Here is a 13,558-nt window from a genome sequence, read left to right as displayed (position 1 = left end):
TTGCATCACAAGAATGAGTAACTCATCACATATATTTTTGCACAAACTCCCTATGAGAACGAGGAAGCAGGTCACGTAATAGTGATTTGTTTTCTCGGTTTTTATTGATATAATGATAGAAAAGGAATCTGAATGAAGAAATCCGACATTCTATTGGATATATCACTTTCTGCTTTGGAATCGCTTTCAAATATGTTGAAATAATAAATGTATTGATAACTAATAGAATGGACGTGATTTTATGGTGTTGCCAAAGCCAGAAGGAAAGCAAAATGAGATTTTATACCTTTCTGATGTAGACAATATTGTAGTATTAGGAACTGCCGGAAGTGGGAAAACAACTATCGCTTTATTAAGAGCTGTAAAAATGGCAAAAACTTATCCTAATGATAAAATACTTTTGCTGACATACAATAGGACTCTTATTAAGTATATGGAGTTCATTTTACCTGATAAACCGCAAAATTTAGTAATTGAAAATTATCATAAATTTGCACGTGGTACCTGAACTCAAGAGGGAAAATGGACTATAATTGCATTTTAGATTATAAAAATGAATTAATTGCAGAATCGGTAGACCAAGTGAAAAAATGTGCTTATAAAAATGATCTAAATGAATTTATAAAAAAATCTTATCAATACCATAAGGAACAATTATAGCTGAATTAGTACGTTAGCTATTCCTCACCAACTATGTGGTCTAAAATTAGAAATGAGGAAATACTCTTAAAAAAGTAATCTTTTTCTATCACACATATACTGTAGATTTGAACACATAAAAGCCTCACGCTGATTGGGTATAAAGAGATCTTCCAATCAATATGAGGCTTTTATGATGAACTATTACGTATAGTGAACGGAAGTATACCTACTTAAAATTATTAAATGATACCTTCTGTCAACATGCTATCGGCAACTTTGAGGAAGCCAGGGATGTTAGAACCAACTACAAGATTTCCAACTTCATCGTACGCACTTGCTGTGGCGCTAGCGTTTTTGTAAATATTTTTCATGATGGATTTCAAGTGAGAATCGACTTCTTCAAATGTCCAGCTCATCCGGATGCTGTTTTGAGCCATTTCTAGCGCTGATACGGCAACTCCGCCAGCATTTGCGGCTTTGGCAGGTCCGAATAACACATCATTTTCTTGGAATACAGCGACTGCATCGAGTGTGGATGGCATGTTCGCGCCTTCTGCTACTGCGATGACGCCATTTTTAACGAGTGTTGCAGCTTGATCTGCGTTGATTTCGTTTTGTGTTGCGCAAGGTAGGGCAATGTCAGCCGGTATGGACCAAATATCTCCTTTTGCGACAAAAGTGGCATTTGGATGATGTTTGGTGTATTCGCTGATGCGTTTGCGTTCTTGCTCTTTTAATTGTTTTACGGTTGCGATGTTGATGCCGTTTTCGTCTAGGATGTAGCCGCTTGAATCGCTACAGGCAATGACGGTTGCGCCGAGTTCGTGGGCTTTTTGGATGGCGTAGATCGCGACGTTACCTGAACCAGATACGAGGACTTTTTTGCCTTTTAGGGAGTCGCCTTTGTCTTGGAGCATTTCTTGTGTGAAATAGACGACGCCGTAACCTGTTGCTTCGGTACGTGTTAAACTTCCGCCGTAATTCAGGCCTTTACCTGTTAACGTGCCAGCATCGAAGGCGTTTAGGCGTTTGTATTGGCCAAATAGGAAGCCGATTTCGCGGGCTCCGACACCGATGTCACCAGCTGGAACGTCGGTATTTGGCCCGATATATTTCTGTAATTCGGACATGAAGCTTTGGCAGAAACGCATGACTTCATTGTCTGATTTGCCTTTAGGATCAAAGTCGGAACCACCTTTACCGCCACCGATTGGCAAGCCAGTTAAGGAGTTTTTAAAGATTTGCTCGAACCCAAGAAATTTGACGATGCTGCCGTTTACAGATGGGTGAAAACGAAGTCCGCCTTTATATGGACCGATAGCGCTATTGAATTGCACGCGGAAACCACGGTTGACTTTGACATTGCCGTTATCGTCTACCCAAGGGACGCGGAATGTGATGAGTCGTTCGGGCTCGGTCAATCTTTCTAGAATTCCAGCTGCCTCATATTTTGGCTCTTTTGCTAAAACAGGGACTAAGGATTGTAAAAATTCTTCAACGGCTTGATGGAACTCGCTCTCGGAAGGGTTGCGTTTTTTTACTGTTTCAAAGATACGTGCCGTGTAGCTTTCGGCAGCCTCGACTTCTTTTGACAGTGTTGTTGATTGAACCATATTGAATCGCTCCTTGTGGTTTTATTTTAAGTGAGAATAAACGTATCATTGAATGGGATATAGATACTTGTGCTTCTTCTTATTTTTCAGGGGTTCGTTGTTCTGAAATTTCACTTATAATGTTAGTTTACATGAAAAAGGTCAAGGATACAAGGTAAAAAAACGATTTTTCTGATTTTTTTAACAAGGTGCGCAATTTATAAACGCTTTCTTTGAGTTGCTTCGGAATGTTACAATGAGAGGGAGTTTTGAAAAGAAATGAGGGAATGAATAGTGTACAAAAATGATATGTTAGAAAAAGGCTTTATTCGGTTCGATGCGGGAGCGGATATTGGTCATTTATATAAGAAGGATGCGAAATGGATTGCGGAACAGTTTGCCGAGATTGAGCGGGCTTTTGAGGATTTGCCGGTGGATGCTTATGCAGCTGGACTTCATCGTTATCGCCGTTTTTCGCGTGCGGTTATTTTGCCGTGGTCGGGTCAAGTGGAATGGTTGCCGGCGATGGTGAATGAGGACGGGGAAGCAGTTGCGGAGTATTTTCAAGGGGCGTTTAATCCGGAGTTTAAGGATGCGTATCGTAGTTTTCCGATGTTGCAACAGGAGATGCTTGAAAATGAGCTTTTGAAACGGATTATTCAGTTTGATTTTGCGCAGACATATTGGGAGGCGCGGGATATGGTGATGCCGGTGAATGTGGGCGTTCATTTCGTGAAGTTGAAGGTGGAGCAGGATGGGGACGAGGCGGTTTCGTCGCCGAATTGTTTGCATCGAGACGGTGAGCCGTTTACGTTTGCGCATTTAGTGAAGCGTCGGAATGTTGTCGGTGGAGAGAACGTGATTGCGACGGTGGATGATGTGGATCAGTTCCCAGAATATATCGATGCGGGGCATATTTTTGCGGATTTTGCGTTGACTAAAAGCTTGGAGTCTTATGGGGTTGCGGATGTGGCGGTGAGCCATTATGTGAGCGCGGTGCATAAGGGTGAGGATGACGAGGCTGGGGAGCGGTCGATGATTTTGATTGATTATCAGCCGACTGTTGTGAAGCCGCTTTGATGGACTAGAATAAGCGAGTAATCACGCGGAATGACGATTAATCGCTTATTTTCTTTAAAACGTTCTGACTTTAAAGCTGCTCTGTAACTCGCGATAGTCTTGACTGTAATATTGACAAAGTTTGTTTCGTTTGTCCATGAGTGAAGTTCCAATGGCTTTCCCTGTTTTACTCTCGAAAGAAATTTTCAGTTGATTTTCTATATTTGTCAATTCATGGAACCATTCTTCAAAAAGCTGTGTGTTGCCGTTAAGTATCTCTTTAGTTTCAGTCGAAATCTTCTTTGTTTTTTGTTCTAATTCTGCACGTAAGAGAGTTAATTGCGCTTGACGCTCGATGTATGTTTTCTCAGATTGCAAGCTGTCGATAGCTTGCTTAGAACCGAGTGCAATTGCGTTTTCCAGTGCTTTATCTATATCGGCTAACATATTTGAATAATCCATTATTAACTCCTATTCTATGATAAAATCCTTGATAGAATATTGCCAAGGTCAGCATCTTGTTCTTTGAATTTATACCCAGCATAGCCAACGTTATCACCGAATTCATATAGTTCTTGTTTTATTTTTCTTAAGCGGCTAACAAAATCGACTAATTCTTCATCGTCATGGAGCCGGTAAATGCCCCCTGCTTTATTTTTTGATAGATCTTGTAACATATCATCTACATCATATTCGGTTAAGCGATCATACTTACCGCTGTATGTTTCATTATACATTTTGTTTTTGAGTGAGCGTATTTTACTTTCTTCAAAGTCACGGGCATCTTCAAGGGAACGTATCATATTATCTATATGTAGTGATAAATTTTTAATGCGGTTGCCTAGTTGTTGAATATCATCAGGTGAAATAGCTAGTTTTGCAGAGCCGTTAGAATTGAAACGCCCTGTAAAAGTGTTAGGCATATGTCCAGATAGATTAAAAATATCCAGGATAGAGTGCTTGTTATCATTGCGATCCATGGAAAATTGCTGATAGAAAACGGAAGCGTTCGGTGGCAGTGCACCAACCCAATCGTCCGTATGGCTATAGTCTTTGATTAAGGACCAATAGTCGCCATTCTTTGCTTTTGCTTGTTCTTCATCAGTTAGTTTATTGAAACTTCTGGCTGCTGCAAAAGTAGTTGCGGGCTTTAGAAGTTTTACAGATTCATATTGAGCAAGCGCACCACCTAAACTGTGACCAGTAAAACTATAATCTTTCGTTGTATATTTGTTAATGGTTTTGCTGACAAATTGGTCGTAATCATAAAATTGATCTCCTGATTCTGGCTTGGATGGCGTGGCTAATTTCGCATCAACGACAAAGTCTTTTGCCTCCTGAGAACCTCGCGATGCAAAAATAATATGGGAGAATTCTTTTAGTTTTCCTGATTTCCAAACTTTATATTCGTTTAGTGGAACAACCGCAACGGCCTGTAGGCTATCTTTGGTGTTTATTGAATCTAGTGTTATCCATTTTTCGTTTTGTAAGTTGATATTAGCGCCAATTTTTAGTGATTTATCTCCGTAAACTGTACTAGAAAGTTCAAAATTCATTTCATCTGTAATCATTTGGACAAACTCTCCTTTGGCAAGCTTATTAGCATTTCGTGGCAATTATTTTTATTATAACAGAAGATTAAGGAATATGGTATAATTATCTGAGAGGTGATGAGATGAAAAAAGGCTTAGTCATTAGTGGTTGTGTATGCATACTGATAGTTATAGTAATAGGGGGAGTATTTATGGTTAACAACAGCATTGAAAAAAAACAAAGCGATAGAATTGCAATTGAAAAAGAGAGAATCGAAATATATTTTAAATATAATTACAAAGATATACATAATATCACGATAACGGATGTAGGAACTAACCCAATGGGAACAGATTATATTGACGGCTATGCTAATGGGGATGAAAAATTGGATTTTAGCGCTAGTCTTTATGATAAACATTTTGAAAATGGAGTAGTTGTATCGGCAGAATTAGGCGAGTTGGCAAAGTTTGATGTGGATAAGTCTGTTTCAGAAATTGAAAAATTAGAGTAGGGCTTGCCTAAGCCTTATTGAAGAGATAATGTTTAGAGACTACTGAGATTCTAATTCAGCATAGTACGCTTTACAAGAACCACTGAAGGATTACCTGCTCACTTCCTAAGTGCATCAACAAAAAAACACACACGGGGGGAACCGCATGTGCCTATAGGGAGTTTTTAGGAGTGTGTGGTGGCGACGATATAAAAGGGATATCAGGGAAATTTTATGGTATAGGGGTATTCTCCATATGGAGCAAAGCGAGTAATGCTCGTCTATTTTGAATAGGAAATGAGTTTTCTTTTGAAGCGTGTATTAGGTCTTTAAAAGAAAGCTCATTTTTATTTATCGTCGCCGCCACATCATCTTGGGGAAAAGATGACTTGCTCCAATAAAACAAGTATAACGTGAATTCGGGAGTTGTAACATCGCTTTGGCTTACATTTTGAAACGGCAATGTGACAGTTTTGTCAGGTTGGTCTACTTGGATTAAAATGTGATGAGAGTAAGCTTAGAGACGTGTTAGAGTGTATTATTTATTGTCTAAAATAGATGCTAGGGCTTGGATGCATTCGCGGTTTTCTATTTCGGATCCGATGGTGATTCGTAGCCAATTTGATTTTAGTCCGGCGCGCACGATGTAGCCTTTTTGGAGTAGTTGGTTGAAAAGTTCGGCGGCATCGCGCTGGGTGTCGAAAAAGATGAAGTTGGCGTCGGATTTGTAGTAGGCTAGGCCGCGTGTTTTTAAGAAGTCGTACCATTGCTTTAGGCCTTCGGTGTTGGCCGTGACACATTTTTCGACGAAGGTTTGGTCGGCGAGTGCGGCGGTTGCGGCGGATTGGGCGATCGATGATGTGTTGAATGGGAGCCGCACGATGTTGAGGGGGTCTTTTAGGGCGTCTGGGATGATGGCGTATCCGATGCGCAAGCCTGCTAAACCGTAAATTTTGGAAAAGGTGCGCATGATGATGAGATTTGGAAATTGGTCTAGGAGCGCGAATGTGTCTGGGTATTCTGCGGTCGTGGCGTATTCGAAATAGGCTTCGTCGCTGATTACGAGGACGTCTTTGGGTACGGATTCGAGTAGGGTTAGGACTTCTTGTTGGCTGGAAATCGTGCCTGTCGGGTTATTTGGATTGCAGAGCCAGATGATTTTTGTGCGCGAATTGACGGCGCTTGCCATGGCGATGAGGTCGGATTTTCCGGTTGTCTCATCGACTGGGATGCGCTGCGTTTCGGCGCCTTCGATTGTGGCATGAAGGGAGTATTGGGAGAAGGTCGGCGCGGCTTCGATGATGTTGTCGCCAGCTTCTAGGATGGCGCGCGAGATGATTTGGATAACGTCATCAAGGCCAGAACCGAGCAGGATATTATCTGTCGGGACGCTATGAAAAGTGGCGATGTTTTCGCGCAAAATTCGGCCGGCACCATCGGGATAGTAGGATAGATCCATCGCGCCTTCTCTAAGGATGCGTGTGACGGCTTTTGATGTGCCGAACGGGTTTTCATTGGATGCTAGTTTTGTGATTTTTTTGAGTCCGAGTTCGCGGCGGACTTCTTCTAATGGTTTGCCTGGTTTATAGGCGGATAGGGTGTTTAGTGATGATTTTACCATGTGTGAGCCTCCTTATAATTCGTCGATTGGCTTGCGGTCTTTCGTGACGCTGATTTTGCCTTCGCGTTTTTCGAGTTCGCGTGCGATGTCGTCGGGTGTTAGGCCTTGCTCTGCCAGCAAAACGAGGACGTGGTAGGTCAGGTCGGCGAGCTCGGATGTGAGTTCCGCGTTGTCGTTATTTTTCGCAGCGATGACTACCTCGGTTGTCTCTTCGCCCACTTTTTTCAAAATTTTATCGAGTCCGCGGTCGAATAGGTAATTGGTGTAGGAGCCTTCTTTTGGCGTGGTTTTGCGGTCGTTGATTTGGTTGTAAAGCTCGGTTAGAATCGTCATTTTTCGGTCACTTCCTTTTCTAGATTGAAGAAACAGCTGTGCGCGCCAGTGTGGCAGGCGGCTCCGATTTGGTCGACGCGGATTAGGAGCGTGTCATTGTCGCAGTCGGAGCGGATTTCTTTGACGTGCTGGAAATGGCCGGATGTCGCGCCTTTATTCCAGAGTTCGTTACGAGAACGGGAGAAAAACCAAGTCGTGTTCGTGTCGAGCGTTTTCTGATAGCTTTCTGCGTTCATATAGGCAAGCATGAGGACGTCGCCAGTCGTGTCCTCCACGATAATTGCGGGGATGAGACCTTTGGAAAAATCGAGTGTCATGGCCGAATCGCAACTCCTTTCTCTTGCAAAATTTGTTTGACTTCTGGAATCGTCATTTCGCCGTAATGGAAAATCGAAGCGGCAAGTGCGGCGTCAGCGCCTGTTTTGGCGAATACTTCTGCCATGTGATCGGCGTTTCCGCAACCGCCTGATGCGATGACGGGAACTGAGACAGCTTTACAAATCGCGTCGGTGAGCGCGATGTCGTAACCGTCCTTGGTACCATCACCGTCCATGCTCGTTAGCAGGATTTCGCCAGCGCCGAGCGAGACCGCTTTTTTTGCCCACTGGATGGCGTCAAGACCAGTATCCTCACGTCCGCCACGACTATAAACGTGCCATGAATCATCATCCGCATGATATTTGGCATCGATGGCAACGACGATGCATTGATTGCCGAATTTGGCAGCGCCTTCCGCAATTAAATCGGGATTTTTGAGGGCGGCTGAATTCAGTGAAATCTTGTCCGCGCCAGCTTGAAGCAGGGCTCTCATATTCGCGACGGAATGGATGCCACCGCCGACAGTAAGCGGGATGAAGACTTGTTCTGCGGTGCGTTCGACGACATCGATCATCGTGCGGCGTTCTTCATGGGTTGCGGTGATATCAAGGAAAACAAGCTCGTCCGCGCCAGCTTCATTATAAGCTTTGGCGATTTCGACAGGATCACCGACATCGGTTAGCGATACGAAATTGATGCCTTTTACGACGCGTCCATCCGTCACGTCTAGGCATGGAATGATTCGTTTAGTTAGCAAGATTCTCCACCTCCGTAATTTCTGCCATCGAAATATTGCCGTTATACAAAGCTTTACCGCAGATTGCACCGTACAAACCGAGCTCGGAAAGTTGCACCAAATCCTGTTTATTACTCACGCCACCAGATGCGATAATATCAACGTCCACTGCGTTTTGCAAAGCTTGAAGTTGCTTCAAATTCGGACCTTCGAGCGTACCGTCTTTTGCGATATCCGTAAAAATAATCGTTTGGACGCCGCTTTTTTCGACTTCTTTTGCGAACGTCAAGTAATCCGTGGCGCTCACATCGAGCCAGCCAGACGTTGCGACAAAACCATTTTTCGCGTCAATTCCGACCGCAATTTTATCACCATAAAGCTTCACCGCATCACGAACTAAATCCGGGTTTTCCAGTGCCGCCGAACCGATAATAACACGATCAATACCAGCGTCTTCGAGATAAAACGTGATTTGCTTCATCGTTCGAATCCCGCCACCAACTTGGACGGGGAGTCCAGCTGCTTTTTTCATGGCGCGGATCACGTCTAGATTAATTGGTTTCCCTTCAAGCGTCCCATCCAAATCGACAATATGTAAATAGGTTGCGCCTTGTTCACTAAACGCGGTGGCTTGGGCGATTGGGTCAGGGTTTACAACGGTTTCCTGTGTGAAGTCGCCTTGATATAGCCGCACACAACGACCGTTTTTCAAATCTATTGCTGGGAAGATGCGCATGTGATTACCTCCTTAAATCCTTGTAATATTTCGAGTCCTGCTTGTCCACTTTTTTCGGGATGAAACTGGGCGCCATACACGTTCTCATTGGCGATAATACCGGGAATTTCCACGGAATAATCGCTGGATGCCATCACGTATTTAGCATCGCAAACCGCGTAATAAGAATGCACGTAATACACAAAATTACCGTCCTGATCTCGCGTTAACGGCGAGTTCTGCTTCACTTCCAACTGATTCCAGCCCATATGCGGAATTTTCGCCGTATCCGGTAGCAATTTCACATGACCAGGAATGAGTCCAAGTCCCTGCGTATAGCCAAATTCTTCGCTAGAATCAAGCAATAATTGCATTCCGAGACACACACCAAGTAGCGGTTTTCCGTGCGCGACAGCCTCTTGCAAAACTGCAATTAAATCGCGTTCTTCGAGTGCCGCCATCGCTTGCGGAAACGCACCAACACCCGGCAAAATAATGCCATCCGCCTCCAAAATCGTCTTTTTCACAGCTGTTATCGTATTTTCAATCCCAATAAAATCGAGCGCCTTGCTCACACTCTTCGTATTGCCAGCGTCATAATCGATAATCGCGATCTGCATTTACAGCACACCTTTCGTTGAGTTGACCCCTTTGATATCCGGATTCACCGTAATCGCTTGACGCAAAGCCCGGCCAAACGCTTTAAACAGCGCCTCAATTTTGTGATGCGTATTTTTGCCGTAAAGCACGCGACAATGCAGGTTCATGGCAGCATTAAACGCCACCGCTTGGAAAAATTCCTCCACCAATTCCGTATCGAAATCACCAAGTTTCGGATTATCGAAAGAAGCATCAAAAACGAGATACGAACGCCCGCTGAGATCAAGCGCCACAAAGCCAAGTGACTCATCCATCGGCACGTACTCCGAACCATAACGATTAATCCCAGCTTTATCGCCGAGCGCTTCCTTCAAACATTGCCCCAGCACAATCCCGACATCTTCCGCGGTGTGGTGCGAATCAACGTCCAAATCCCCAATTGCCTCACAAACAAACCCAATCCGACTGTGCCGTGCAAATAAAGTCAACATATGATCAAGAAAACCAACCCCAGTGTTAATCTCACATTTCTCCGGCTGATCCAAATAAACCTCCATTTTAATCGATGTTTCCGCGGTTTTCCGTTCTATTTTAGCTGTTCTCATTTTCGTCATCCTCCTCAAATCGAATTTCGATAGCGCGAGCATGCGCTGTCAATCCTTCTTTTTCAGCGAGCAGTACAATCGCATCTTTTTCCTTCGCCAGCGCGTCTTTTGTGTAAGAAATAAACGAGGTACGTTTGCAGAAATCAGCGACACCGAGCGGGGAGAAGAATCGCGCCGTTCCACTCGTCGGCAACACGTGATTCGGTCCTGCAAAATAGTCACCAAGCGGTTCGGAGGCATAAGCGCCCAAGAAAACCGAGCCAGCATTTTTAACATAACTCAGATAATCCATCGGGTTCTCCAACTGGATTTCGAGATGCTCCGGCGCAATCTCATTCATAATATCGAACGCGATTTCCACAGATTCAGCGACAATTACCTGTCCAAAATTGGCAATCGAAGCCCGAGCAATCTCTTCGCGTGGCAGGGTTTGAAGCTGTTTTTCCACTTCGGAAGCAACGGCTTGGCCAAACGCCGCACTCGTCGTAATAAGAATCGCGCGCGCCAACGTATCATGTTCCGCTTGCGACAATAAATCCGCAGCAACAAAACGAGGATTCGCCGTGGCGTCCGCGATCACGACAACCTCCGAAGGTCCCGCAATCATATCGATATCCACGATACCAAACACTTCCCGTTTCGCTAGCGCCACAAAAATATTACCCGGTCCAACAATTTTATCCACTTTTGGAATCGATTCAGTCCCAAACGCGAGAGCAGCAATGGCTTGCGCGCCACCGATTTGATACACTTCATCCGCGCCCGCAATTTTCGCAGCAGCTAGAATATGCGGATTTAAGCCATCTTTTCCAGGCGGTGTCACCATGATAATCCGCGGCACACCAGCGATTTTAGCTGGTAAAATGTTCATTAAAACTGAGGACGGATAAGCCGCCGTGCCACCAGGAACATAAATCCCAGCCGTTTCAAGCGGACGAACGAGCTGACCGCGCATCACGCCGTGTTTCTCCGTGTCCACAAACCCGGATTGCTTCTGCTTCTGGTGGTAAGACAAAATATTCGCCTTTGCCTGTTCCAACGCCTTGATAAAATCAGATTCCACATGGTCTAAAGCATTATCCAGTAAACTTTGCGCCACTCGAAAATCCGTTAATCGAACCCCGTCAAATTGCTCCGTCAGTCTAAAAAGCGCCGCGTCACCATTCGCTTTCACATCCGCAATAATCGCTTTGACAGCCGCCTCGGTCTCGACTTGCGTATCCGTACTCGTCGCGCTATGTAATTGCTCCAATATCGCCTTTTTATCTCCAGAAATAAACCTCATTTCGCGTCCTCCTCAAGCGTTCTCTCCAACAAATCAATCAACTCAAAAATTTGCGCCTTATTCCGTTTCAGCGACGCCTTATTCACGATGAGCCGCGCCGAAATATCGTACATCGTATCAAAAATAACCAAGCCATTCTCACGCAGTGTCGAACCAGTTTCTACAATATCAATAATCGCATCGGCAAGTCCCAAAATAGGCGCCATCTCAACAGAGCCCTCAATCTTGATAATCTCGACATCCTCACCACGTTCGCGAAAATATTTCGTCGCCACCGTCGGATATTTCGTCGCGATAATTTTGCGCCTATAATCACTAGGATCGTAGCTCGGCGTCGATGCCAAACAGAACTGACACTGCCCAATTTTCAAATCCAGCATCTCATAATGCTCTTTGTCCTGCTCCATCAACACGTCCTTCCCAACAATCCCAATATCCGCAACGCCATGCTTCACATACGTCGTCACATCCGGCGCTTTCGCCAAAATAAACGAATACGGCGCGTCCTCACTTTTAAAAATAAGCTTCCGACTCTTCTCATGTAGCATCGCGCAATCCACTCCCGCCCGTTCCAAAAGCGCAACCGCAGACTTCTCCAAGCGACCTTTCGTCAAGGCAATTTGCAGTGATTTCACGTCAAAACCTCCTTTTCTGGATCAATCTCGCGTACCGTATGATCGCTCACATCAATGATTCGACTAAATTGCCATCTCTTCGCAAAGGCAACGCTCTCCGACAATTGATCAAAAAAGCTAAGCGAACTGTTCGGCGTCTTAGCCAGAATTTCTTCCGCCAGATGCGTCGTCGCAAGCGAATAATGAATAAACGTTTTCGCGTCCGGCTCGTCCTCTTTCAACGACCGCCGTTTCAGTGACACAATCTCATCCAGATTCAGCGCTAGCCCAACCGCAGGCCAATTATCCTCCCCAAACTCGGCGAAAAGCGAATCATAACGACCGCCGCTCAAGAAATGAACCGCCGACATATCCGCATAACCACGGAAAATCGCGCCCGTATAATAATGAAGCTCCTGCACCAAGCCAATATCCACCGACAAATGCTCCGGCACATCCACGACCTCAATAATCGTCTCCATCTGCGCCAATGCCTCCAAAATAACGACATTGTCCGTCAACGCCCGAGCCTCCCGAATCGTGTCCACCGAACCAAACAAGCGCGGCAATGCCAAAATAAAATCATCCATCACGCTCGGGTGGCTAGCCACAAACGCCCGAATCCCAAACAAACTCTTATTCTGCAACACTTGGCGAAAAGCTTCCTCGTCGCTACCTTGCAAATCCAGCGTCTGAATCACCGCCTGATAAATCGCCGCGTGTCCAATCTCAATTTGAAAATCACTAATCCCCAGCTGCTTCAAAACCACAATCGCACTCGTAATGCACTCAATCTCCGCTTTAATAGAAGCAAACCCGATAATTTCAATCCCAGCCTGCGTCATTTCATTGCGTTCCCCAGCCAATTCCTCATTCGCTCGAAACACCTTACCGCTATACGAAAGCTTGAGCGGCGGCGTCACACCTGTCGTACTAATCACCCGACCAATCGGCGACGTCATATCTGGCCGCAAAACCGTCAAACGCCCCTTTTTATCGAAAAAACGGTACAGATTTACATCATTAATCGCCGAGAAAACATCATCAAATTCGATGACAGGCGTTTCAATTCTCTGATACCCGCGCGCATGAAACGACCGATTCACCAGATGCTCCATATCATAAGCCGACGCCGCTTCTTTAAAAAGTTTATCTCTGGTTCCAGTAGGTAAATTTCGATTCCATTTCATATTTCTGAGCTCCTTTTCACGTTAACTTTATTGTATTACCATATTAGCAGACTAAAGCGTTTTTGTAAATATAAAAGGAAGAATATATCTAGTATACCAATAAGTTCATAGAATATTCTAGAAATAAGTGAGCTGAATCGTCTAAATATGTCTAAATTGTCAGGAATTTTCATCAAAAAGCGGAAATATTGTATTTTTTTCGAGGCGGACACTGCTAGGATT

The 13,558-nt window shown here is 44.6% G+C and carries 16 protein-coding genes; 3 read left to right on the top strand and 13 right to left on the bottom strand.

The annotated features are described in order from the left end of the window. Positions 1 to 241: 241 nt before the first annotated feature. Positions 242 to 508, top strand: coding sequence for a PhoH family protein (locus HCJ66_RS12685; protein WP_187133469.1), 267 nt, complete (start codon positions 242 to 244; stop codon positions 506 to 508). Between the two features lie 373 nt (positions 509 to 881). On the opposite strand, the gene gdhA is transcribed toward HCJ66_RS12685, so the two are convergent. Next, positions 882 to 2,255: an NADP-specific glutamate dehydrogenase gene (gdhA, locus tag HCJ66_RS12680; protein ID WP_187133468.1), complete on the bottom strand. Its 1,374-nt coding sequence runs from the start codon at positions 2,253 to 2,255 to the stop codon at positions 882 to 884. Positions 2,256 to 2,528: 273 nt separating this feature from the next. Between gdhA and HCJ66_RS12675 the strand changes: the two genes are divergently transcribed. Further along, the gene (locus HCJ66_RS12675; protein ID WP_187133467.1) at positions 2,529 to 3,314 is read left to right on the top strand and encodes a 2OG-Fe dioxygenase family protein; all 786 of its coding nucleotides are present in this window, start codon (positions 2,529 to 2,531) and stop codon (positions 3,312 to 3,314) included. Between the two features lie 54 nt (positions 3,315 to 3,368). On the opposite strand, the gene HCJ66_RS12670 is transcribed toward HCJ66_RS12675, so the two are convergent. Then, on the bottom strand, positions 3,369 to 3,755 hold the full coding sequence (locus HCJ66_RS12670) for a hypothetical protein (protein ID WP_187133466.1): 387 nt from the start codon (positions 3,753 to 3,755) through the stop codon (positions 3,369 to 3,371). Between the two features lie 14 nt (positions 3,756 to 3,769). Then, the gene (locus HCJ66_RS12665) at positions 3,770 to 4,864 is read right to left on the bottom strand and encodes a Tle-like phospholipase domain-containing protein (protein ID WP_187133465.1); all 1,095 of its coding nucleotides are present in this window, start codon (positions 4,862 to 4,864) and stop codon (positions 3,770 to 3,772) included. 104 nt (positions 4,865 to 4,968) lie between these two features. On the opposite strand from HCJ66_RS12665, the gene HCJ66_RS12660 reads away from it, so the two are divergent. Then, positions 4,969 to 5,340, top strand: coding sequence for a DUF1433 domain-containing protein (locus HCJ66_RS12660; RefSeq protein WP_187133464.1), 372 nt, complete (start codon positions 4,969 to 4,971; stop codon positions 5,338 to 5,340). A gap of 517 nt (positions 5,341 to 5,857) precedes the next feature. Here the strand turns inward: HCJ66_RS12660 and hisC are convergent. Genes hisC through hisZ form a run of 10 tightly spaced genes read right to left on the bottom strand, consistent with a single transcriptional unit; the run spans position 5,858 to position 13,336 of the window. Next, on the bottom strand, positions 5,858 to 6,940 hold the full coding sequence (hisC, locus tag HCJ66_RS12655; RefSeq protein ID WP_187133463.1) for a histidinol-phosphate transaminase: 1,083 nt from the start codon (positions 6,938 to 6,940) through the stop codon (positions 5,858 to 5,860). Positions 6,941 to 6,952: 12 nt separating this feature from the next. Further along, positions 6,953 to 7,267 (bottom strand): phosphoribosyl-ATP diphosphatase, encoded by a 315-nt coding sequence (gene hisE / locus HCJ66_RS12650; RefSeq protein ID WP_187133498.1) that lies wholly within the window; start codon positions 7,265 to 7,267, stop codon positions 6,953 to 6,955. Positions 7,268 to 7,269: 2 nt separating this feature from the next. Next, the gene (hisI, locus tag HCJ66_RS12645) at positions 7,270 to 7,590 is read right to left on the bottom strand and encodes a phosphoribosyl-AMP cyclohydrolase (protein WP_181676837.1); all 321 of its coding nucleotides are present in this window, start codon (positions 7,588 to 7,590) and stop codon (positions 7,270 to 7,272) included. Continuing rightward, the gene (gene hisF / locus HCJ66_RS12640) at positions 7,587 to 8,348 is read right to left on the bottom strand and encodes an imidazole glycerol phosphate synthase subunit HisF (protein WP_187133462.1); all 762 of its coding nucleotides are present in this window, start codon (positions 8,346 to 8,348) and stop codon (positions 7,587 to 7,589) included. Before hisF ends, hisI begins: the two co-directional genes overlap by 4 nt. After that, a complete protein-coding gene (gene hisA, locus HCJ66_RS12635) occupies positions 8,338 to 9,063 on the bottom strand; it encodes a 1-(5-phosphoribosyl)-5-[(5-phosphoribosylamino)methylideneamino]imidazole-4-carboxamide isomerase (RefSeq protein WP_187133461.1) in 726 nt (241 codons plus the stop codon). Before hisA ends, hisF begins: the two co-directional genes overlap by 11 nt. Then, positions 9,042 to 9,662 carry an imidazole glycerol phosphate synthase subunit HisH gene (gene hisH, locus HCJ66_RS12630; protein WP_187133460.1) on the bottom strand — a complete coding sequence of 207 codons (621 nt, stop codon included), beginning with the start codon at positions 9,660 to 9,662 and terminating at the stop codon, positions 9,042 to 9,044. Before hisH ends, hisA begins: the two co-directional genes overlap by 22 nt. Then, entirely contained in the window at positions 9,663 to 10,247 is a 585-nt protein-coding gene (gene hisB, locus HCJ66_RS12625; protein WP_187133459.1) for an imidazoleglycerol-phosphate dehydratase HisB, read from the bottom strand. After that, positions 10,234 to 11,532, bottom strand: coding sequence for a histidinol dehydrogenase (gene hisD / locus HCJ66_RS12620; protein ID WP_187133458.1), 1,299 nt, complete (start codon positions 11,530 to 11,532; stop codon positions 10,234 to 10,236). The genes hisB and hisD overlap by 14 nt, the downstream gene beginning before the upstream one ends. After that, on the bottom strand, positions 11,529 to 12,167 hold the full coding sequence (gene hisG / locus HCJ66_RS12615; protein ID WP_187133457.1) for an ATP phosphoribosyltransferase: 639 nt from the start codon (positions 12,165 to 12,167) through the stop codon (positions 11,529 to 11,531). The genes hisD and hisG overlap by 4 nt, the downstream gene beginning before the upstream one ends. Continuing rightward, positions 12,164 to 13,336 (bottom strand): ATP phosphoribosyltransferase regulatory subunit, encoded by a 1,173-nt coding sequence (hisZ, locus tag HCJ66_RS12610; protein WP_187133456.1) that lies wholly within the window; start codon positions 13,334 to 13,336, stop codon positions 12,164 to 12,166. Before hisZ ends, hisG begins: the two co-directional genes overlap by 4 nt. Between the last annotated feature and the right edge of the window lie 222 nt (positions 13,337 to 13,558).

The organism is Paenilisteria portnoyi (assembly GCF_014322795.1).
GTDB classification, from domain to species: domain Bacteria; phylum Bacillota; class Bacilli; order Lactobacillales; family Listeriaceae; genus Listeria_A; species Listeria_A portnoyi.
Note: the sequence above shows the minus strand (reverse complement) of the source record. Positions and strands in the feature narration are given on the sequence as shown.